The 20,129-nt window shown below is 42.0% G+C and carries 23 protein-coding genes and 1 tRNA gene; 9 read left to right on the forward strand and 15 right to left on the reverse strand.

Going from position 1 to position 20,129, the window contains the following annotated elements:
* On the reverse strand, window positions 1-826 hold an 826-nt coding region (locus tag SD31_RS00890; protein ID WP_316929705.1), incomplete at its 3' end, for a single-stranded-DNA-specific exonuclease RecJ.
* 62 nt (window positions 827-888) lie between these two features.
* Window positions 889-1,188, reverse strand: a complete 300-nt coding sequence (locus SD31_RS20470) for a hypothetical protein (protein WP_316929706.1) — start codon at window positions 1,186-1,188, stop codon at window positions 889-891.
* Window positions 1,189-1,383: 195 nt separating this feature from the next.
* Between SD31_RS20470 and SD31_RS00895 the strand changes: the two genes are divergently transcribed.
* The 3 genes from SD31_RS00895 to SD31_RS00905 are packed head-to-tail and all read left to right on the forward strand — an operon-like array spanning window position 1,384 to window position 3,949.
* Entirely contained in the window at window positions 1,384-2,091 is a 708-nt protein-coding gene (locus tag SD31_RS00895) for an MBL fold metallo-hydrolase (RefSeq protein WP_082021748.1), read from the forward strand.
* A 58-nt stretch (window positions 2,092-2,149) separates the two neighbouring features.
* Window positions 2,150-2,629 (forward strand): cation:proton antiporter regulatory subunit, encoded by a 480-nt coding sequence (locus SD31_RS00900; protein ID WP_039052767.1) that lies wholly within the window; start codon window positions 2,150-2,152, stop codon window positions 2,627-2,629.
* Between the two features lie 9 nt (window positions 2,630-2,638).
* Window positions 2,639-3,949 (forward strand): cation:proton antiporter, encoded by a 1,311-nt coding sequence (locus tag SD31_RS00905; protein ID WP_039052768.1) that lies wholly within the window; start codon window positions 2,639-2,641, stop codon window positions 3,947-3,949.
* Here SD31_RS00905 and SD31_RS00910 read toward each other — a convergent pair.
* Genes SD31_RS00910 through SD31_RS14600 form a run of 3 tightly spaced genes read right to left on the reverse strand, consistent with a single transcriptional unit; the run spans window position 3,941 to window position 5,450 of the window.
* Window positions 3,941-4,255, reverse strand: a complete 315-nt coding sequence (locus tag SD31_RS00910) for an iron-sulfur cluster assembly protein (RefSeq protein ID WP_039052769.1) — start codon at window positions 4,253-4,255, stop codon at window positions 3,941-3,943. The two genes, SD31_RS00905 and SD31_RS00910, sit on opposite strands and share 9 nt — an antisense overlap.
* A gap of 29 nt (window positions 4,256-4,284) precedes the next feature.
* Window positions 4,285-4,860, reverse strand: coding sequence for a glycosyltransferase family 4 protein (locus tag SD31_RS14595; protein ID WP_082021749.1), 576 nt, complete (start codon window positions 4,858-4,860; stop codon window positions 4,285-4,287).
* A complete protein-coding gene (locus SD31_RS14600) occupies window positions 4,857-5,450 on the reverse strand; it encodes a glycosyltransferase (RefSeq protein ID WP_052258506.1) in 594 nt (197 codons plus the stop codon). Before SD31_RS14600 ends, SD31_RS14595 begins: the two co-directional genes overlap by 4 nt.
* 89 nt (window positions 5,451-5,539) lie before the next feature.
* Here SD31_RS14600 and SD31_RS00920 point away from each other — a divergent pair, with 89 nt between their 5' ends.
* Both SD31_RS00920 and SD31_RS00925 read left to right on the forward strand, forming a co-directional pair.
* On the forward strand, window positions 5,540-6,538 hold the full coding sequence (locus tag SD31_RS00920) for a polyprenyl synthetase family protein (RefSeq protein ID WP_231561006.1): 999 nt from the start codon (window positions 5,540-5,542) through the stop codon (window positions 6,536-6,538).
* Window positions 6,539-6,614: 76 nt separating this feature from the next.
* Complete coding sequence (locus tag SD31_RS00925; protein WP_039052770.1) at window positions 6,615-7,391, forward strand: amidohydrolase; 777 nt, start codon at window positions 6,615-6,617, stop codon at window positions 7,389-7,391.
* A 7-nt stretch (window positions 7,392-7,398) separates the two neighbouring features.
* Here SD31_RS00925 and SD31_RS00930 read toward each other — a convergent pair whose 3' ends face one another.
* A complete protein-coding gene (locus SD31_RS00930) occupies window positions 7,399-7,755 on the reverse strand; it encodes a hypothetical protein (RefSeq protein WP_039052771.1) in 357 nt (118 codons plus the stop codon).
* Window positions 7,756-7,902: 147 nt separating this feature from the next.
* Here SD31_RS00930 and SD31_RS00935 point away from each other — a divergent pair, with 147 nt between their 5' ends.
* Window positions 7,903-8,343 carry a MarR family winged helix-turn-helix transcriptional regulator gene (locus tag SD31_RS00935; protein WP_039052772.1) on the forward strand — a complete coding sequence of 147 codons (441 nt, stop codon included), beginning with the start codon at window positions 7,903-7,905 and terminating at the stop codon, window positions 8,341-8,343.
* A 38-nt stretch (window positions 8,344-8,381) separates the two neighbouring features.
* On the opposite strand, the gene SD31_RS00940 is transcribed toward SD31_RS00935, so the two are convergent.
* From SD31_RS00940 to SD31_RS00955, 6 genes are all read right to left on the reverse strand, one after another.
* Window positions 8,382-9,944, reverse strand: a complete 1,563-nt coding sequence (locus SD31_RS00940; RefSeq protein WP_052258508.1) for an FMN-binding glutamate synthase family protein — start codon at window positions 9,942-9,944, stop codon at window positions 8,382-8,384.
* A 121-nt stretch (window positions 9,945-10,065) separates the two neighbouring features.
* Complete coding sequence (locus SD31_RS20475; RefSeq protein WP_316929707.1) at window positions 10,066-12,480, reverse strand: DUF2520 domain-containing protein; 2,415 nt, start codon at window positions 12,478-12,480, stop codon at window positions 10,066-10,068.
* A gap of 106 nt (window positions 12,481-12,586) precedes the next feature.
* Window positions 12,587-13,315 (reverse strand): hypothetical protein, encoded by a 729-nt coding sequence (locus SD31_RS20480; RefSeq protein ID WP_316929708.1) that lies wholly within the window; start codon window positions 13,313-13,315, stop codon window positions 12,587-12,589.
* A 23-nt stretch (window positions 13,316-13,338) separates the two neighbouring features.
* A complete protein-coding gene (locus SD31_RS00950) occupies window positions 13,339-13,749 on the reverse strand; it encodes a cytochrome c maturation protein CcmE (RefSeq protein ID WP_039052773.1) in 411 nt (136 codons plus the stop codon).
* A gap of 175 nt (window positions 13,750-13,924) precedes the next feature.
* Window positions 13,925-14,158, reverse strand: coding sequence for a cation:dicarboxylate symporter family transporter (locus tag SD31_RS17875; protein ID WP_231561007.1), 234 nt, complete (start codon window positions 14,156-14,158; stop codon window positions 13,925-13,927).
* Window positions 14,127-15,167 (reverse strand): dicarboxylate/amino acid:cation symporter, encoded by a 1,041-nt coding sequence (locus tag SD31_RS00955; RefSeq protein WP_231561008.1) that lies wholly within the window; start codon window positions 15,165-15,167, stop codon window positions 14,127-14,129. Before SD31_RS00955 ends, SD31_RS17875 begins: the two co-directional genes overlap by 32 nt.
* A 64-nt stretch (window positions 15,168-15,231) precedes the next feature.
* On the opposite strand from SD31_RS00955, the gene mnmD reads away from it, so the two are divergent.
* Window positions 15,232-15,900 (forward strand): tRNA (5-methylaminomethyl-2-thiouridine)(34)-methyltransferase MnmD, encoded by a 669-nt coding sequence (gene mnmD, locus SD31_RS00960; RefSeq protein ID WP_039052774.1) that lies wholly within the window; start codon window positions 15,232-15,234, stop codon window positions 15,898-15,900.
* A 38-nt stretch (window positions 15,901-15,938) separates the two neighbouring features.
* Here mnmD and SD31_RS00965 read toward each other — a convergent pair whose 3' ends face one another.
* From SD31_RS00965 to SD31_RS17880, 3 genes are read right to left on the reverse strand one after another with little or no spacing between them, the layout of a single operon-like run.
* A complete protein-coding gene (locus SD31_RS00965) occupies window positions 15,939-16,439 on the reverse strand; it encodes a peptidylprolyl isomerase (RefSeq protein ID WP_039052775.1) in 501 nt (166 codons plus the stop codon).
* 33 nt (window positions 16,440-16,472) lie between these two features.
* Window positions 16,473-18,473 carry a thioredoxin domain-containing protein gene (locus tag SD31_RS00970; RefSeq protein WP_039052776.1) on the reverse strand — a complete coding sequence of 667 codons (2,001 nt, stop codon included), beginning with the start codon at window positions 18,471-18,473 and terminating at the stop codon, window positions 16,473-16,475.
* Between the two features lie 21 nt (window positions 18,474-18,494).
* Complete coding sequence (locus tag SD31_RS17880; protein WP_231561009.1) at window positions 18,495-18,674, reverse strand: hypothetical protein; 180 nt, start codon at window positions 18,672-18,674, stop codon at window positions 18,495-18,497.
* A gap of 396 nt (window positions 18,675-19,070) precedes the next feature.
* Between SD31_RS17880 and SD31_RS00980 the strand changes: the two genes are divergently transcribed.
* Together SD31_RS00980 and SD31_RS00985 are read left to right on the forward strand one after the other, a co-directional pair.
* Window positions 19,071-19,157: transfer RNA gene (locus SD31_RS00980), tRNA-Ser, on the forward strand.
* 414 nt (window positions 19,158-19,571) lie between these two features.
* Window positions 19,572-20,045, forward strand: a complete 474-nt coding sequence (locus SD31_RS00985) for a VOC family protein (RefSeq protein ID WP_039052777.1) — start codon at window positions 19,572-19,574, stop codon at window positions 20,043-20,045.
* The last annotated feature ends 84 nt before the right edge of the window (window positions 20,046-20,129 follow it).

Consider the following 20,129-nt stretch of genomic DNA (forward strand, 5'->3'; position numbering starts at 1 on the left):
GACAAACGGACATATTGCTGGATCTGCCGTTTGTCCTTGTCAGGATTACGGTAGGCCGATAGTATTTTTCCGTAAGACGGGATGCTACGATACCTATAACGCCCTTATGCCAGTCGGCCTTATAAAGCACCGTCGATTTGCGGGAAAGGTTCTGATGGGAGGATTCTATAATCTGCAAGGCCTCCTTCGTGATGGTAAGATCAAGATCTTTACGTTGGTTGTTCTGATCGTCTACGGCCGAAGAGTAGTTCTTTGCTTCTTCTTCTGATTTGGAAAGGAGAAGGTGTACTGCGTCTTTAGCGTGCTCTATTCTTCCTGCGGCATTGATGCGTGGTCCTATCTGGAATACTATGTCATTGACGCTGAAGTTTTTTGATTTTTGGGAAGATAAATCAATCAACGCTTTAAGACCTATACAAGGATTATTGTTCAGTTTCTTTAATCCAAAGTACGTTAAGGTTCTGTTTTCTCCTGTGATAGGGACAATATCGGAAGCTATACTTACGGCTACCAAGTCCAGATATTGGTAAGCCACCTCCATATTCATATTGTTTTTCAGGATGAAGGCTTGAATAATTTTAAACCCTATACCACATCCGGAGAGTTCTTTGTAAGGATAATTGCAGTCCGGTCTTTTAGGGTCAAGGACAGCCACGGCTTTAGGTATGGAGTCTCCGGGCAGGTGATGGTCTCCTATGATAAAGTCTATGCCCTTACTGTTGGCGTATTCTATTTTATCTATGGCTTTGATGCCACAGTCCAAGGCGATGACAAGTGTAAAAGCCTTTGGCAGCAGCATAGTCAATACCTTGTGTAGAAATGCCATAACCTTCCGCGTAGCGGTCCGGAATATAAAATTCAATGCCGGAGTGGAAAGCACGAAAAAAACTATAAAACGACAGATACTGCTGTGGTGCCATCTACGTCATAATCTCCGTAGATGAGTATTTTTTCTTTGTTGCCGATAGCTTTTTCGATGCGGGATATGGCGATGTCCATATCCTTCATGAGGAAAGGGTTGTGCAGATGCTCCAAAGAAGGTCTGAAAAATTGTTTTGCCTGATCAAAGGTTTCAATCTGGCGGCTCACCAAAAGATTTGCAACAATGTCATTTACACCTAATTCCGCCTTCAAACGCTCTACTTTGTCGCTATTATTTTTTGGTTTTAGGACCCACCTTTTTTGCATATCTTTGCACAATATTTGTATGTAAATATACATTTTATAGGTGTAGTAACCTAATACTCTCAATCGATAATTAGTTAGGTCTTTTCTAACTATCATATTTACAATTATTTAAAAGAATGATTCAAGTCATACTCTTTATTTGAAGGTTCCTTTTCCGTTGATGCATCAAAAAAATTTGTTCCTTTTGATCCTAAGGTGGATGATCCGAAAAGCCGACCTGGGTCGCTCTTTGTTCATGTGCATCCATTTTTGATAGAGTCGAGTAACGGATTGATACTATGTGATGCAGGATTGGGTTTTCGTACGGAAAACGACGAATTGTTAATACACCATAATATTCGTAAATTGGGATATGAGCCTGAGGATGTGAAATATGTGCTTATGTCGCATCTTCATAAAGATCATACGGGAGGACTGGTGGATTTCAAAAACGGAGTAGGGCGAATAGCGTTTCCAGAGGCTGAATATGTTATTCAGCGTGGTGAGTGGGAAAATGCCTATGCGTCAGATTCTCCGTCCTATAGGACGGAAGTTTTTGATGTCATTCAGCGTAGCGGCAATTTGAATTTGGTGGAAGGTGACGGCATGGTGAATTATGAGATCAGATATGAACTTAACGGCGGACATACCGAATTTCATCAGGCCTTCCATATTGAGACGGGAGGAGAGCATTTCTTCTTCGGTGGAGATGTGTTGCCGGAGCCGGAGGAGCTGTTCAAAAATTTTATTGCTAAGTACGATTTTGATGGGCGTGCTTCTCGTGACAAACGTAAGGAGTATTGGAAGCAAGGGGCTCCGGAGGGCTGGATATACCTATTCTACCATGGAAAGTCATTGGCTATGGGGAAGCCAAAATTGAAAGAAGATGGTTCTTACATGTTGGTGGACCCTAACGAAGAATAGTCGACTTTTACTAAATTAGAGGTAATCAAAATTTAGATATAAACTAATATATATTGCTATGTCAGTAGTTCGAGAAAGTGATCTTATTGGTATTGGCAAGAAGTTTCAGATAGAAACGGATGCCGGAGACAATATGGTCGTGGTGATTCATGATGACGGTCGTCGTGAATTATACCGTCATGATGAAGAAGATAATGAAACGCGTTGTGTGATGACATTATCGGACGAAGAATCCCGTCAGCTGGCAGGGATAATAGGAGGCCTATCTTATAAGCCTAAGGCTTTGGAGACTATAGAGGTAGCCTTGGACGACCTTCGAATAGAATGGTTTAAAGTAGGGCCTTCAAGTGACGGGGTAAACAAAAGTATAGGTGAGCTTAACGTGCGTCAAAAGACGGGAGCATCCATCATTGCTGCGATCAAAGACAAAGAAACCAAAATAAATCCTGGACCGGATTATGTCATCGAACCGGGAGATACACTTGTCATTGCAGGAAAAGCCAAACATATTAAGTTGCTGAAAGAGTTATTAGTTTAATACGTATTTATGTCGCATATCATAATTTTAGAAATAGGAATAGCTGTTTTCTTAGTTGCGTTGGTGGGGCTGTTGGCAAACAGACTTCGCTTTTCTGTTATTCCCTTTTTTATAATTATAGGTATGATATTGGGCAATAAGGAATACCCTTCTTTTGTTGCTGATTTTCTTGCATACGTCAATAATCCGGATATTACCTCGTGGGTGGATAAGGTGTGGGTTTTTTTTACTTTTTCAGAGAGCAAGCCTTTTATAGACTTTATGGGGCGGCTGGGGGTCCTGTTTCTTCTTTTTTATTTGGGGTTGGAGTTCTCTGTTAGCCGTCTACTTAAATCTGGGAAGTCTATAGTCACGGGAGGGACTTTATATGTCTTTCTTAATTTTGTTTCCGGCTTGTTGATAGGGTGGTTGATGAATCTTCCATTCAAAGAGATGATGGTGCTCTGCGGTTTGATGACAAGTTCATCTACAGCTATTGTGGCCAAGGTGCTGACAGACTTGAAGCGTACGGCGAATCCCGAGACGGAGGTCATCATGGGCATGATCATGTTCGACGATTTGTTTATTGCGATGCATATTTCCTTCCTTTCCGGATTGATATTGACGGGGGGAACTTCCTTTTGGTCTGTGTTGGGCACCTCCCTCTTGGCTTTGGGTTTTATTCTTGCCTTTCTTATTTTCGGACGCAAGTTGGTTCCTTCCATAGATAAGATTCTTCACGACAAGTCTTCAGAACTTTTTATTCTTATTATCTTCAGTCTGTTGTTTGTGATTGCCGGCTTTTCGGAGACCATACATGTGGCGGAAGCTATAGGGGCACTGATGGCAGGGCTTGTCTTTGCGGACTCCAAATATCTTAAGAAGATAGAAAGCATGGTATTGCCATATAAGGACTTCTTCGGAGCTATGTTTTTCTTCAGCTTTGGCCTTTCAATAGATATCTATTCGTTGGGAGGAGCTGTGGGATGGGGTGCTTTAGCGGCATTTGTCACCGTACTGGGTAATATTGCCTCCGGCTATTTTGCGACGTATTTTTCTAAACTTAAGCCGCGTAGCTCCTTTGATATAGGCTTTACCTTATCTGCTAGAGGAGAGTTTTCTATCATTATGGCCAATATCGGCAAGGCGGGAGGACTATTACCGGTGCTTCAATCCTTTGTGGTGGTATATGTTCTTCTTTTATCTGTTATTTCCCCATTATTGACCAAGGAGTCGCGAAATATATGGAACGCTCTTTTTGGGAAGGAGCAGAAAGCTTCCAAAGCTCGAAAGACTTTAGAGGAGCTGGAAGCTTCTGTGCAGGAAAAGGAACTAGAGTAGTCCTAGTTCCAGCTTAGCTTCTTCACTCATCATATCCTTAGTCCATGGTGGATCGAATGTTAGTTCCACCAATGCTTCCGTTACGCCGGGGATAGCGGCTACCTTACGTTGTACTTCGTCGATGATGTCTCCGGCAACAGGGCATCCGGGAGCAGTTAAGGTCATCACCACTTTGGCAATTCCTCCTTCTTTGGTGATGATTTCGTATACCAATCCCAAATCTAGGATATTAGCAGGTCTAAGTTCCGGATCGTAAACTGTCGCTAGTACTTCTTTGATTTGGGGAGCTAACCCCAATGGGTCCATTATTATGATGCTATTCATAGTATTCGTTTTTATGCTGATGCTATAATTTCTTTATAAACCTGGATAAGCTGTTGAACGTTTTTGTCCAGAGTGTACTTCTCCTCGTACTCCTTAAGACAATTATCGCTCATAAATTGTTTTTCTTCTTTGTCCAGAAGGGCGAACTGTTTCACTTTTTCACCTAGGTCTTTCGGGTTGTTGGCTTCAACATGCAAACCTGTTTTGCCGTTGATGACTATTTCGCTTAATACGCCTAGATTGCTGGCTAGAACCGGTGTTCCCAAGGCATAGGCTTCCAATAGTGTCATCGGCATACCTTCAAGACAGATGGAAGGAACGATGAGCGCTTGACATGATGCTAGGGCAGAGGCCAAAACCTCTTTGGGTTGAAAACCTTTATAGATGATGTTGTGGTGTTGTTTGGATGCTAGCTCTACCGCTGCTCGTAGCGGTCCATCGCCATAGATGACCAGCCGCTGTTGACTGTACGTCTTGAAAGCCTCCAGCAGAGATTCCACACCTTTTTCCTGCGACAACCTGCCTATGTAGAGAAAAAAATCTTCCCGAGGGGTTAATGCAGCGGAAGAAGGTTTTTCTACCGCTATTCGTTTTTACAGTTATTCGCACTTCTTTGAATGTTTTTTGGAGATCTGAGAATCAGGCTTTTCATAAACTGTGAGAATACCAGATAGCGGTCTACCATCTTCCACGTATTTAGTTTATGGTGGATATAATAGGTCCACGCTGTCCAGAATGTTTTTAGCAGAGAGTTATCCAATGACTTTTGCCATACAGACTTCCACGGAAATACCCTCTCTATAGTATCCAAAAAGACTTTATTGCGCACAAATAAGGTTGCGGAAGGGTCCAAAAGTCGATGGTTGTGTAAGGTCTGTATGGTTTTAAAACCAGCCTTATGCAGGTGACGTATAGCCAAGGGGCCTATAGCATAATGTAGGTTATGAAAGTGTACGATATCAGCTCCACATTCTTTGGCTTTCCGAACAATCTTGCGTGCAGCAAAGGGGTTCCAAGGATATAATGCAAACTGAAGTAGCCCTGCAAAACCTTTCCTGTTTTGGAAGGTTAGGGTTTCTATCGGCATTATCTGTTGGAGGGCTTCCACTTCTTGACGAAAGACTACATCTTCACCGCCTTTATGCTGATAGTAATTATGGACTACTAGTATTCGCATGCATGGTAATTTGTACAAATATAATACTAATACTAGAGGCAATTTGCAAGGAAATGTAAAAGCGTTAAAAAATATATGTGTATCTTCGTATGGTTATTCTAATATCAGATATGTTTGGAAATCCGTATTATGCTGAGAAGATCAGCCATGCTTTAGCAAATCTCAATCTTCCTGAGTCACCGACAAACTTATACGAACCTATAGAGTACATCTTATCGCTTTCCGGAAAGAGAATACGTCCGCAGTTGGTGTTTATGGGGGCTAGCTTGTTTGGATATAAGGAGCTGGATGACGTACTTCCAGCCTCTATTGCGGTGGAATATTTCCACAACTTTTCGTTGATGCACGATGATATCATGGATAAGGCTCCACTGCGTAGAGGTAAGCAGACTGTTCATCAAAAGTGGGATGACAATACGGCTATCCTATCGGGGGATGCCTTGCTGGTGAAGTCTTATGAGGAATTGTCCAAGTGCCCTTCGAAAAGTGTTCCGGCCCTGTTGAAGACCTTTAACCGTGTAGCACTGGAAGTGTGTGAGGGACAGCAGCATGATATGGATTTTGAGCAGCGTAAGGATGTTTCGCAAGACGAGTATATAGAGATGATACGCCTGAAAACATCCGTATTGCTGGGGGGAGCTTTAGAGATGGGCGCGATTATCGCGGAAGCGGATGTGGATAACATTCAACGTCTGTATGATTTTGGTGAAAATCTAGGCATAGCTTTTCAACTGCAGGACGATATCTTGGATACTTTCGGAGATCCTGAAACCTTCGGAAAACAAGTGGGAGGCGATATTATTGCTAATAAGAAAACCATTTTGCATATTCTCCTGAAGAGAGCGCTTACGGAAGGGGATAAAACAGAATTTGACGCCATTCTACAGCTAAACGGTCAGGATAGTGTAGAAAAGGTAAGGCGTATGAAAAAATTATACGACAAGTATAAAATATTTGAGCAGGCTAATACGTTAAAGGAAGAGTATTCAAGCAAAGCTTTGAAAAACCTAGACAGCATTTCGGTCCCTCGTGAAAATAAAGAGGATTTATACGTTTTAGCAGACAACTTATTGCACCGCACCAAATAATTTTGTGTGAATCATAAAAAAGTCTTATATTTTTAAAGTATTTGTAATAAACATTTTGTATAAGGAAAGTTACTTGATGGAGCCTATTAAAATAACAATATTTCAAGCTTACCTATTCTGGGAAAACGTAGAGAAGAATCTTCAAAATCTAAGTTTGAGATTATCCGCTTTACGTGAGAAAACAGATTTAATCCTCCTTCCTGAAATGTTTAATACAGGATTTACGACCAATGTGGAGAAATGTGCTGAGGCTATGGACGGCATGACTATGCGCTGGTTGTACAATACGGCTAAAACTTTTGACTGTGTTGTAGCAGGCTCCTTAATCATTAAAGAGAACGACCAATACTTTAACCGCTTTGTGTGGATGTCGGCCGATGGTAGCTATGTGTATTATGACAAGAGACATCTCTTTGCCTTGGCACAAGAGGACAAAGATTTTACCCCCGGCAATTCACGTATCATTTTCGAGCTGAAAGGGTGGAAGATATGTCCAATGATATGCTATGATTTACGTTTTCCGGTATGGTCCCGCAATGTGGAGAATGGTTATGATCTCTTGGTATATATCGCTAGTTGGCCGGATAAGCGTTCAGCACATTGGAGAGCTTTGATTCCGGCAAGGGCAATAGAAAACCAAGCTTATGTGATAGGTGTAAACCGCGTAGGACACGACGGCAACGAAGTGTACTATTCGGGCGGTTCGATGTGTATTTCTCCTCTGGGAGATGTGGTATATTATAAGCCGGAAGATGAGGACCTTTATACCTTCACCTTAAATCCTAAGGATCTCACTAAAGCGAGAGAGCAGTTCCCTTTCCTTAAGGATGCTGATAAATTCTCATTACTGTAGGAAAATCTTACTGGTAAGGTCTTTCTAATATAGCAGACTGTATTATTGCTGTACGTAAGTCGAATATTTTCTCCTTTTCTACAGTTTCCTTTTGGGCTTGCTGCGCTTTATGTAGCTTGATGGTCTTTTCTTTTTCCTTCAATTCTCTACTGCGCTTCAGTGCCAATACCTCTTCGGGCATAGACTCTTCGATCAGAGCGGTTTTCTCCAATTTGGTATAGACAGACTTTTCCACTATTTGGGGGAGCTGGTTTGAGCTCAGGCTGTGATTGTGGGAGTGGTGAAGACTTAGGGCGGACAGGCCTTTGTTGGGACATTCTCCTTTTGGCTTTTTCCTGTTCTTTCTGATAATTTCTAGAAACATTTATGACAAAAGCTATTACAAAAAAGATTATGACCCAATAGTTTTCCATAATTTAAATATACGCATTATATACAATTTTTATAAAAAATTTGTATTATTAAAATAATCTTGCTTAATTGCATAAACAACCTAAATTATAAGCTAATCATGAACGAAACACTAGTTTTATCGGAAGAATTTTATTCTTTCTTGACGGGGAAAGTTTCGACTGCAATCTCAAGGAGATTACAGCGTAATCTGAAAGCGGCTAAGTTGAACATTACTGCCGAGCAATGGACTATATTATATCATTTGTGGAGAGAGGAAGGCTTGACGCAGCAGGAACTTGCTAATCTGACCTATAGAGATAAACCTAGTATTACGCGATTGATTAACAATTTGGAGAAAATGTCTTTAGTAATCCGTGTCAACGATAAGAAAGATCGTCGTTCTAATCTTATATATCTTACTAAGGAGGGGCGTCGCTTGAAGGAGGAGGGCATGCGGCAGTCCGCCTTGACATTGAAAGAAGCTACGGAAGGTCTGGATTTGCAGGAGTTACAGGCCGCGCAACGTATCTTGGATAAAGTTTTTCATAATATAAAATAAAAAGGTCAACTTTCGTCGACCTTTTTTTGTTACCCTAATCAATCATCTTTCAAGAAGTCTTCCTTTTCAAAGGTGTTTTCTTTTTTAATATACCTTCCTGTGTCTTTGAAGTAAATTTCGTGGAAGCTTAACGTGGTGATAGCATCTACTTTTCTGTAGAATTTGTCTGCCGTAATGTCGTCTACGGTCTTGAATCCACAGGCTTCCATGATTTCTACGGTAGCACGCAAGGTATTGCGGTGGAATTGTGCTACACGCACATGTTTATCCTGAACGTCTAGTCCTTTGTATAGGTGAGGTCGCTGTGTTGCTACACCTACCGGACAGACGTCTTCATTACATTTGAGTGCTTGGATACATCCTAAGGCAAACATCATTCCGCGGGCGCTATAGCAAGCATCAGCTCCTAAGGCCAAGACTTTCAATAAGTCGAAGCCGGTGATGATTTTGCCGGAGGCAATGATTTTGATATGTTTCTTCAGCCCGTAGCTGATTAATGTTTTGGTAGCGAAGGCCAAGGCATCATACAGCGGCATACCTAGGTTGTCCGTAAATTCCAGAGGTGCAGCTCCTGTACCTCCTTCAGCACCGTCTATGGCGATGAAATCAGGGAATATCTGCGTGTCTTGCATAGCTTTACAGATATCCAAAAACTCCTGTCTGTCGCCGATACAGATTTTGAAACCTACAGGCTTATAGCCTGACAGTTCACGCAGCTTCTGTATGAAGTGCATCATCTCTACGGGGTTGGAAAATGCGCTGTGTGCCGGAGGAGAAAGCACGTCGGTACCCGGCACGACGTGACGGATTCTAGCCACTTCAGGTGTGTTTTTTGCCGCAGGTAAGATACCGCCGTGGCCTGGTTTTGCCCCTTGTGAGATTTTCAATTCGATCATCTTTACGTAGGGTCTGTTGGCCTTTTCCGTGAACAACTCGGCATTGAAGTATCCATTCTCGTCACGACATCCAAAATATCCGGTACCTATCTGCCAGATAAGGTCCCCGCCATTGATATGATAATCACTAATACCACCCTCTCCGGTGTTGTGAGCAAAACCTTGCAATGCGGCACCTTTGTTTAAGGCTTCGATGGCGGTTTTACTCAAGGCACCATAACTCATCGCCGAAATGTTGAAGATACTCATGTTGTAAGGTTGCTTACAAGCTTTGTTTCCTACAAGGACGCGAAGGTCATGGTTTTCTATATGTGTAGGGAATATTGAATGCGCTACCCATTCGTTGCCTACCGCCTGAGGGTCTTGTTGCATACCGAAAGCTACCGTCTCTCGCTGGTTTTTCGCTCTTTGGTATACAATAGAACGTTGTCTACGGTTAAAAGGTCTTCCGTCTGTATCTGACTCCCAGAAATATTGTCTCAGCTCGGGACGGAAAGATTCAAAGAAATAACGGAATGCACCTACCAAAGGATAGTTACGTAAGATTGCATGTTTCGTCTGTAAACTGTGGTAGATTGCTACAATCAATAAAGGAATAGGGATAAGCAATAACCAAAACCATCTCGGCGTGAATATTATACCAAAAGATATAATAACAAGGTTTATCGCCGTGATGATTATAAGAATCAGTTTTCTTACTGCCATGATATAGTTTATATATTAATATATACTTTAAATATCCGAATTTGTTTGACAAAATTAGAAAGTAATTTGAGGATTCGGATTAGGTTAGGTGTAATTTTTACTTTTTTTATTAATTAAAGGCTTATTTCTGGTATCTTTTAATAATAAAATCGGTCAATAATTGATATATTTTGCGTTCCTCAGGCTGTTGGCTTAAGAATTCTAAATGCTTATCAATCACTTTATAATCACCTCTGCGGGCGGGACCTGTCTGGGTTTCGTAAGGTGGGTGGTACTGCACCTTATTGGCCGTTTCCAAAATTATAGGTTTGAGCAGCTCGAAGTCCAGCTGTTCGTGTTGCAGGATGTCGTATGCCATCTGAAAGAGAGCATTGCTAAAGTTATTGGCTATCACTGCAGCGACATGTAAAGCCAACCGTTGCTGGCTGTTGCAGGCAAAGGTCTTGGGAGCTATAGACTTCAACGTATTGAAGAGCAGCCGTAAGTTTTCTTCGGTATTGGCTTCTACACCAAAAGGAATCTTTGAAAAATCGGTATCAATATGTTTGTTAATACTTTGAGGAGGATAGATAACCCCAAAATGTTGGAATTCCTGTAAAATATCTAAGGAAGTAGCTCCTGAGGTATGTACTACAATACCTTTCAAAGTTTTGGGGAGCTGACGTATGACGGAAGGGATGGCATCATCTGCTACCGCGATGATGTATAGGTCGGCATCGGGAACAAGATGTTTTAAGCTATCCGTCGGTGCGGCATTAACGTCCCTAGCCAATGTTTGGGCATGGGCTAGGGTACGGCTATATATCTGACGGATAATATTTCCATTAGCATGAAATGCTTTAGCAAGGTGTGATGCTATATTGCCGCTGACCAATTGAAAACGATTTCCATTCCTTACATTTCTTATGTCGTTCGCTTTTGATTTATTCTCCTGAATACGGCGAATAATGGCCATAATAAAACCTATGGTCATGATGACCGTTCCTGCCCAGAAGAAATTGATATATGGGAATTTTATAGCTTTGAATACTATCCATTTTTTCTCTGGAAGAGGCTTTTGGTAAAGCATGATTTCCAGCTTGTCTTTTTCCGGAAGAATATTGGTGAATCGGAATTTGAGTCCCTGCTCTTCCACATCTTTGTTGAAGTCGTAAGCATGGCCATCTTTTAGTAGGAAAATAGGCTCCGCATGATATTCCTTTTGGTCTGCTGCGATAACTTTGATTTTCAATCCTAGGATGACGTCATTTTCCTTAAGCGGAATATTCTGCAGTTTTGCACTTTTGTTTACCCCTTCAATGACGAAGATACCATTTCGGTAGCGCAAGGTGTCTCCAATGTTTACCAAGAATGTTGCAGGCTCCTCATAATCTTCAAAGCCGGTCTGCTCATCGGCATTGACTTTGGATAGAGGGGCGTGTGAATCTGCTGCTGCAGCTGTGATCAGGGTGTATATGTCGTGAGTGAGGTAATGACGTGTGTCAGGTGTTCCTATCAGTCCTCCCATTTCCGGGTTGTTCTGAGCAAAAGGACTAAGGACAAACGACTCCTTAACTTTGCCGGTTTCCTCATCTATCTTTTCGTACTTGATATGATAGAAAACATTCGGAGCAGCAACGCTATCTCCAATGTAGGTGATGCGATATTCACCCATTTGGATAGGTTCTCCTTCGGTTAGGAAGAGGTTTTCTCCCGGGTCAGTAAATTTGTCGCCCTCTTTACCGAAGTTTTTTACCCCTATATATCCACTTTGGTTGATAGAAATCACTTCGTTGGTCGCAGCGGCTACCAAAGCCCCCAATACCAAGAATCCAAAACCTATATGAGATACGGCAGAGCCGGTAAGCTTCCACTTTCCTTTGATGGCATCTCCAAGGATACGAACGTTGGCCACCACACAGAAAATTCCTGTAAACATCAACAGGATGTACATGACATTGGTGTACGTTTTCGTCACGTATATTGCCCCTGCAGCCAAGAAGATGGAAACGATGAGGGAAGCAAGTGTCGAAGCCCAAAACTTGCTTGCATCCGTACGTTTATATTTTAGGAATTGTGTTACAGCAGTCAACAGTAATACTACTACGGCGAAAGCACCTTGCCACTTGTTATAATGTGCTATAGGGTCTATGGGAGGGGCTACTTTTGTGCCAAACAGGGCGTTGAAGACAGGAATCGACGTCGTCGCAATCATCTGCACACAGGCTACGGTTAGCACAAGTGCTCCGATAAACAGCCAGAATTCTCGGGAATAGATTTCTTCCTCTTTTGGTGTACGAGGCAGCTCTTTGCGGCGCCATACCAACAAGCCTATCATGATAAGTAGAAAAACAAGGTTGAAGGCAATAAGCTGACCCGACATACCCAAGCTGGTAAACGAGTGTACGGAAGTCTCTCCCAAGATACCGGAACGAGTAAGGTATGAGGCATAGATTACCAACACAAAACTTATCAAGGAAAGCAAAGTAGCCGTAAAATAACCATGTCCGGAATGATTGTATGCCAAGATGACGTGTACGGCTGCTATTAATGTCAACCATGGGATGATAGAAACGTTTTCGACAGGGTCCCATGCCCAAAAACCCCCAAAGTTGAGGCTTCATAGGCCCAGAATGAACCCATAATGATTCCGGCACCCAATATCATAACGCAAAGAGAGCCCATGGTAGACCGGGCTTCAGCCATTCTTTGTATTGTCTTTTCCATAGCCCTGCTGCCGCATAGGCAAAAGGTACTATCATGGATGCAAATCCTAAAAACAAGGTAGGAGGGTGAATCACCATCCAATAGTTTTGCAATAAAGCGTTAAGACCTTTACCATCAATCATGGAAAGATAGTTAGGATCTTTGAAAATAGGGGCATCCATAGCTTCACGCAACAAGATGAACGGAGAACTGCCGATACGGCTACCCAAAATTTCTACTCCCAACAGCATGCTGCCTAAAAAAGTCTGACACAACATGACAAAGGTCATCACCGGCGGCTCCCATGACTTGGCACGGAAAAGCAGTACAGTGCCGATAACAACTTGCCAGAACATCCATAGCCAGAAGCTACCCTCTTGACCTTCCCAGAATGATGAAATAATATAATGTGTTGGAAGAGAAGTGTCAGAGTGTGACCACACATAGTAGTATTCGAACATGTGATTGTAAATCATGTAGAATAGCAGAGTACCTATGGTCACCACCGACAGGGCATTAATCATAAAGCCTATGCGGCCCATGGTTTTCCAACCCTTCTCTTCCGGTGATTTTGTCGCAAAAAAGTAACTGATAAAAGAAAATAAGGCTGCCCCAAAAGATAGCACTACAAAAAACTGTCCTATCTTACCAGGCAAAAGGTTTTCACCTACGTAGTTTATATCCATCGAAAATATCTGTGTTTTTTATATTACAAAGAAGCCTGAACAGCGGAAGCCTCTTTCACTTCCATTTCCGTTTTATTGTACTTTGAAGGACATTTCATCAATATTTTGGAAGCAAGAAAAACATCCCCTTCCATTTTTCCTGTCAACACAATCTGTTCCGAACGTTCTATATCTTGTGGTTTAGAACCGTTGAATACTACCTTACACTCTGTACTGTCTTTGTCGTACATATAGAAAGAGAAGTGGTTCGGATCTTTTACCGGATCGTAAACCAAATCTTTTTCCTTATTCAACACCCCTACAACATAAAGCTCTGTCTTCTTTTCTTTCGCTTCGCTAAAGGTAGAATAAGTACTTGAATCCGTGTAAATCACCAAAATCATAGCAATTGCAATAGCTATGACTACAATCAGAATGATTGAACTTTTTTTCATGCCAATTTTTTAACTAAACCAACTGCAAAATTACGAAAAGCTAAGCGAAAGAGTGAATTTAGCAAGAATACCAGGGTATTTAGAATTATTCTAAATAGAGTTTAAATAACTGATAATCAGCAGTAAGTTTTCTTGTTGTAAAAAGAAATAGTTCTTTGTTTAAATTTTACAGTATTCAGACAGCCTGCTCTTCCTCGGAAAGAATAAATTTTTCTTTGGAAAGTTTTGTAACGAGCATGGCGGCCACGGTGTCGCCAGTAGCATTTAGTACTGTGGCTAGAGGGTCTACCAATGCACCGATAATCATGATGGCAGGTACTGCTTCGTTGGGTATGCCGTAGATGGAAATCATAAGCATTTCACCGATAAAGCCGCCGTTAGGGATTCCTCCGGCTACGATGCTTACCAAAAGACGTAATGCCTACCGCGAGGATGAGGGTAGAAGGCTCGAAGAAGTTCCACTCCAAAATGGCAAAAGCCACATAAATTTTCAAAATAGAAGATATGGAAGAACCATTTTTGTAGAGTGTGTTGCCTAAGGGGATAACGACACTGCTGATGTAGTTGGGTATACCCATTTTTCGTGCTGCAAGGAGGTTTGCCGGTAGGGTGGCTAGGCTGCTACATGTGCTCAGTGCGGTCAGTGATGGCGTGATGTTAGCTCTCCAATAGTCTTTCATGCCTTTTCTACCATTGGCTAACAAGGCATAGAAAGCTAAATAACCACAAAGAAAAAGACTAAATCCGAAAATGTAATAGAAAGCCAGTGGTTTGGCGTAGAAGCCGAATAGCTCCGGTCCCAGAGATTGTACCTGATAGGCAAAATAGGCACCAAGGCCTATAGGACCCAGCTGCATAATGATAGTTAGGAGGTTTTTCATAACCTCATTTCCGGCGATAAGGAAGGAAAGAAAGGGTTTCCCTGCTTCTCCACTTTTTCTTACCGACAGTCCTACAAGGAAAGAAAAAATCACGAATGCTAGTATATTTTGACGTGAAAGAAGGTTGACAAATTCCCCGACGCTGAGAAAGCGGACGATTTTATCTCCCCAGGTGTCATTGGCATTCGTACTCAGCGTTTCTGCGACGTCAGCACTCTCCTTTACCGCGGTCACGGGAAAGACCCACAACCCTGCTATTGTGAGTATGGCGGCAATGGCTATGGTACTTATGAAAACGAAAGACATCACCCCCAGAATTTTCCCTAGCTTGTTGTTGCTTTCTATGTTGGCAATAGCGGAGGCAATCGCAAAAAAGAGCAATGGAATCACTGCTACAAACAATAGATTTAGGAAAATATCTCCAATAGGTTTGATATATGTCACCCAATCCGGAAACAATAATCCTATCAAACTTCCTACGGTAATACCTATCAATAAGAGGATGATGCTGTTATAATTTTTCAGAATAGCTTTCATACTGGAGATTCTCTACAGCTAAAATAGTTTTTTTGTTTTAGATTTGACAGAAAAAATAAGGATTATGGATTTTGTGACGACAGGAGATGGGTCGAGGACCCTATATAATGCAGAAGTAGGAGAACATTATCATTCCAAGCACGGCGCTTTACAGGAAAGTAAGCATGTGTTTTTAAAGTCGGGATTGCAGTTTTTTCTGGATCAAGAGCAGAGTAAAAGAGCGTCAGTGCTAGAAATAGGTTTCGGTACGGGACTTAATTTTATCCTTACGGCGGATTTCTGTCGTTCCAATGGTATTGACTTGTACTATTGCGGCATTGAAGCTTTTCCTTTGGGCAAGGAAGTCATTGCGCAAATCGGTTATGCCGATTATGTGGATGCTGCAATATGGGAGAGTTATATTGAAAATTATGAGGAGGCCTTGCGGCATTCCGTGGCCATGGATGCTAATATACTACTCGAAATCGCCCATACTAAGGTGATGGAATTCACTTCCGAGAAGATGTTTGATGTTGTATATTTCGATGCCTTTGCGGCAGTACATCAGCCTGAAATGTGGACAGAAGAGACGTTGGCACATGTGTCACAGTTTTTAAAGCCTGGAGGCGTATTTGTAACCTATGCTATAACGGGAAATCTGAAGCGCAGTATGAGAGCTTTAGGCTTCTCCATAGAAAAAGCACCTGGAGCTCCCGGAAAAAGAGAAATGCTGAGAGCGGTAAAAAATAGTTAGAAAGGGGAAAAAATTCCCCTTTTATCTTTTGTCAGCGATTAGTGACCGTGAGTACCGTCAATGCCGTGTGCATGTCCATGTGCTAACTCTTCTTGAGTTGCTGGACGAACGTTTAAGATTTCGATGTCGAAACTTAAAGTTTTGCCTGCCATTGGGTGGTTTAAGTCAGCGATAACCGCTTCAGGAGTGACATCCACTACTACAGCGCGGAATTGGTTACCTTGGTTGTCTTGAAGTGGCAATACATCGCCCAACGAAGGTAATCCTAAATCTTTAAACATATCTGCCGGCAATTGAGCGATAGCTCTATCATCTCTTTCGCCGTAAGCATCAGCCGCCGCCAAGTCGAAAGAAATCTTATCGCCTTGTTGAAGACCGGCGATGTTTTCTTCGAATTTTGGCAACATCATTCCAACACCAAATAAGAATGTCAATGGATTTTCTGTTGTTGTCTGTTCAACAAACTGTTTTTCACCGTTTTCTTCGATTGTGTGAAGAATGTAATTCAACGTTACTACGTTGTTGTTTTCTATAATCATTGTTTAATGTTTGTGAGAGCTTCCTCTCGTTTATTATTTAATTAATTCTAACAAATCTGTAATCGACGACTGCGGTAGACTACATGTTTTATTTCGACAAAGGTATGCTTTTGATTTCAATAGTTCTCTATTTACTAACAACGGAAGTGTACTTTTTGTTCCTCCGAGATAAATTTTGTTGGGAATATACTTCTTGTTGTCAAGCTCTTTGCGCCATGCTTGGGCTGTGGGGCCTGTCAGGGCAATCTCGTGGACGCCATAATGATGTTCCAACAGCTGTATAGCCCAGTTTGAATAGGCCGAACCATAGCTTTTTATGTATGGAAATACATTGGCGAAGATTTGGTCGGCAATAGCGGTAAAGTTTTCTTCATCAAACAACAGTCCTAAACGGTAGAGCTGTCTTACCATGGTAGACGAGGAGGAAGGAATGACGTTATCCATGATTTCGGACTTACGAGTGATGAGCTCCTCGGTGTTGTTGGCGGTATAGTAGAAAGTTTTACCTTCCTCATCATAGAAGAGAGTAATAGCTTTTTCCGCAAGAACTTTGGCTTTGAGTATCCATTCTTCGTCGAAGGTAGTTTCATAGAGTGCGACAAATGCTTCTATAGTGCAGGCGTAGTCGTCAAGGAAGCCGCTGATGCTGCGGTTGCTGTCCTGTGGCTGATGCAGTAGTTCATCACCGACAGAGCAATAATCCTCTATGAAGCGGGCCGTATTTTTTGCCAAAAGCAGATGTTCTTCTTCTCCGAAGGTACGGTAAGCATCTGTGAGGCCTTTCAACATGAGGGCATTCCAAGAGGTAAGCTGCTTATGATCCAGTCCGGGGCGTGCCCTACGGCAGCGATAGTCCAGCAGCCTACTTTTTATGTCTTTGAGGTGGGCGTCCCATTCTTCCTCCGTAAAGCCGGCTTCATGGATGAGCCGGCGGTCTTCGCCCCGCACGAACAGTACATTTACCTGTTCTTCTGACCAATTGCCGTCTTTGGTCACATTAAAATAATGTCTTGCCAGTTCGGCATCCTCTGCAAGGATGTCAAATTCGTCGTAGTCGAAGGTATAAAATTTACCTTCTACACCTTCGCTGTCGGCATCTAGGGCTGAATAGAAGCCTCCATTATCAGCTAGCATTTCTCTTTTTGCCCATTCTATGGTTTCAAAGACCACATTTTTGTAAAGTAAGTTAGGGCCTTGCTGGTAAGCCTCACTATAAAGGCTGATAAGCTGTCCGTTGTCGTACAGCATCTTTTCGAAGTGGGGGACGTGCCATCTCCCATCTACAGAATAGCGGGCAAAACCTCCTCCAATATGGTCGTAAATACCACCATTGGCAATCTTTTCTAGGGTGAAATGTACATGCTGCAATGTTTCTTCATCTTTGGCTAACACAGCATATCTAAGGAGAAAGAGCCAGTTGTTGGGTAAGGGAAACTTTGGTGCTCGTCGATAGCCACCGTGTTGCGTGTCAAATTGAGCTTTCCACGGTTTAACAACAGCTTCTATATTAGCAAATGTATATTGTTCGGGAATAGGGGCTATAGGTAGCCTTTCTGCTTTGTGTATTCCTGCGGTAAGACGCTCCGCATAATCTATTGCTATTTCCGGGGTTTCTTCCCACATTTTGGCGATTTGCAAGAGCACATTTTGCCAGTCATGTGGCTTAAAATAGGTGCCTCCATAGATTGGCCTGCCGTCAGGAAGACAGATGACATTTAATGGCCATCCGCCGGAGTTGGTCATCAGCTGAACGGCAATCATATAGATTTGATCGATGTCGGGACGTTCTTCACGATCCACCTTCACGGATATAAAAAAACGGTTCATCGTCTCGGCGATGGCATGGTTTTCAAAACTTTCCCTTTCCATGACATGACACCAATGGCAAGCTGAATAACCAATACTTACGATGATGAGCTTATTTTCTTTTTGTGCCCTCTCTAAAGCCTCCTTGCCCCAGGGGAACCAGTCCACAGGATTATGGGCATGCTGCCTAAGATAAGGTGAATGTTCGTGTTGAAGTCTGTTTGCCATAAGCTACGAAGGTACTGAAATTTATTCTGTGATAATAGTTTCTAAGTCTGCAGTTCCTCCTGATAGTGTATCGAAGTCAAATCCTTCAGGTAAGATAATTTTTGCCGCATGTGCCGTTTTAAGCTCTATGTAACTATTGCAGAGGTAGTTGGTTAGTTCGGACAATCCTGGATTGTGACCGAAAACCAAAAGGGTATCCACAGCGGCAGACACTCGGTTGATGACGTCTAAAATGTCGCGGTGATATGCTTCGTAAAGCGACTCTTCCAGCTGAATATTCCCTATCGGATAGCCTATATGATTGCAGAATATTTCTGCTGTTTGTTTGGCACGTGATGCAGTGGAGCTTATAACTCGGATAGAACCTTCCTTCAGATGGCCTTGGAGTTTGACAGCTACCGTGTTGGCACGCTGAACGCTTCATCTACGAGGTTGCGATCAAAATCTTTCTTTAAAAAGGAATGCTCTTCAGCTTTGGCATGTCTGATAAGATATAATGTCTTTGTTCCCATTATATAAAGATACTATTTTTACAGTAAGTGTAAGTAAGTTCTTGCTTCTCTCGAGGAAATCATTATTTTTGCGAACAAATATTACAGAGAGGTGTCCGAGTGGTTGAAGGAGCTACCCTGGAAAGGTAGTATACGGGCAACCGTATCGAGGGTTCGAATCCCTTCCTCTCTGCTTGATTAACCCAAAACCAACTGATTTTTCAGTTGGTTTTGTTGTTTTTATGCCCAGCCATAAAAAACAATTTCACTAAAAAGAAACATAAGTTTAAATTATTCTTTACTTTTAGTGGTTGAAATACAGTGTTTTACTTTTTATTAAATGTAAATTGCTCCGAATCTTACCTGTACACTTATATTAGAATCTACCTCTTATGGCAAGGAGTTATTTTTAATATACTGTTCTTAATTTATTGCTTTGATCAGTAACACCGTGGGTCAAAGTAATAAGAAAAGTATAAAGATTGGCTTGATTGCTGCCCCCTCAATATGCTGTTTTAGAACTGTCGGATGATCGATTAATTATCACAGGTTTTGGTCGGATGATTTCGTGAGAGTTTATTTATGGACACAATTAAATCATGCTGCTATGACCAAAAGTAATTTAATCGAGATGAATAATATGGGCATTGTTGTAGCTTCATTGGACAAAGCCATCTCGTTTTTTGAAGAAATTGGACTTCAGTTGGAGAGAAGAACCATGGTAGAGGGAGAATGGGCTGGACGGGTAACAGGTCTTGGAGATCAGAAAGTTGAAGTAGCTATGATGGTGACTTCTGATGGACATAGTAGACTAGAACTTTCTCAATTTATATCGCCTCAAGTGGTTGCAGATTATAGAATGGCGCCGGTAAATTCACTTGGCTATCTGCGTCTTATGTTTCGTGTGGATAATCTTGAAGAGTTGCTGGACCGTTTATTAAAGCAGGAGGCCGAAATGGTAGGAGAGGTCGTGAATTTTGAAAATGTTTATAAACTGTGTTATATACGTGGGGTAGAAGGATTGTTGATCGGATTGGCAGAGCAGCTTGGTGACTTGACGACGAATGATATAGTGGAATAAATGGTAAATTCGTTACCTTATTCTTTTTTGAAACTGTTTTAAAATAGCAGCCGATAGCGATTTTAATTTCAGTAAGGAAGATAG

The sequence above is a fragment of the Sphingobacterium sp. T2 genome, assembly GCF_000814685.1.
GTDB classification, from domain to species: domain Bacteria; phylum Bacteroidota; class Bacteroidia; order Sphingobacteriales; family Sphingobacteriaceae; genus Sphingobacterium; species Sphingobacterium thermophilum.

Bases quoted from the DNA above. Each gene is read 5' to 3' on its own strand.
- SD31_RS00970 (WP_039052776.1), bottom strand. From the start codon at position 18,473: ATGGCAAACAGACTTCAACACGAACATTCACCTTATCTTAGGCAGCAT.
- SD31_RS00925 (WP_039052770.1), top strand. From the start codon at position 6,615: ATGGAGCCTATTAAAATAACAATATTTCAAGCTTACCTATTCTGGGAA.
- mnmD (WP_039052774.1), top strand. From the start codon at position 15,232: ATGGATTTTGTGACGACAGGAGATGGGTCGAGGACCCTATATAATGCA.
- SD31_RS00930 (WP_039052771.1), bottom strand. From the start codon at position 7,755: ATGTTTCTAGAAATTATCAGAAAGAACAGGAAAAAGCCAAAAGGAGAA.
- SD31_RS00900 (WP_039052767.1), top strand. From the start codon at position 2,150: ATGTCAGTAGTTCGAGAAAGTGATCTTATTGGTATTGGCAAGAAGTTT.
- SD31_RS20470 (WP_316929706.1), bottom strand. From the start codon at position 1,188: ATGCAAAAAAGGTGGGTCCTAAAACCAAAAAATAATAGCGACAAAGTA.
- SD31_RS00965 (WP_039052775.1), bottom strand. From the start codon at position 16,439: ATGATTATAGAAAACAACAACGTAGTAACGTTGAATTACATTCTTCAC.
- SD31_RS00935 (WP_039052772.1), top strand. From the start codon at position 7,903: ATGAACGAAACACTAGTTTTATCGGAAGAATTTTATTCTTTCTTGACG.
- SD31_RS00940 (WP_052258508.1), bottom strand. From the start codon at position 9,944: ATGGCAGTAAGAAAACTGATTCTTATAATCATCACGGCGATAAACCTT.
- SD31_RS00985 (WP_039052777.1), top strand. From the start codon at position 19,572: ATGACCAAAAGTAATTTAATCGAGATGAATAATATGGGCATTGTTGTA.
- SD31_RS00950 (WP_039052773.1), bottom strand. From the start codon at position 13,749: ATGAAAAAAAGTTCAATCATTCTGATTGTAGTCATAGCTATTGCAATT.
- SD31_RS20480 (WP_316929708.1), bottom strand. From the start codon at position 13,315: ATGGATATAAACTACGTAGGTGAAAACCTTTTGCCTGGTAAGATAGGA.
- SD31_RS00910 (WP_039052769.1), bottom strand. From the start codon at position 4,255: ATGGACCCATTGGGGTTAGCTCCCCAAATCAAAGAAGTACTAGCGACA.
- SD31_RS00920 (WP_231561006.1), top strand. From the start codon at position 5,540: ATGGTTATTCTAATATCAGATATGTTTGGAAATCCGTATTATGCTGAG.
- SD31_RS14600 (WP_052258506.1), bottom strand. From the start codon at position 5,450: ATGCGAATACTAGTAGTCCATAATTACTATCAGCATAAAGGCGGTGAA.
- SD31_RS00955 (WP_231561008.1), bottom strand. From the start codon at position 15,167: ATGAAAGCTATTCTGAAAAATTATAACAGCATCATCCTCTTATTGATA.
- SD31_RS00905 (WP_039052768.1), top strand. From the start codon at position 2,639: ATGTCGCATATCATAATTTTAGAAATAGGAATAGCTGTTTTCTTAGTT.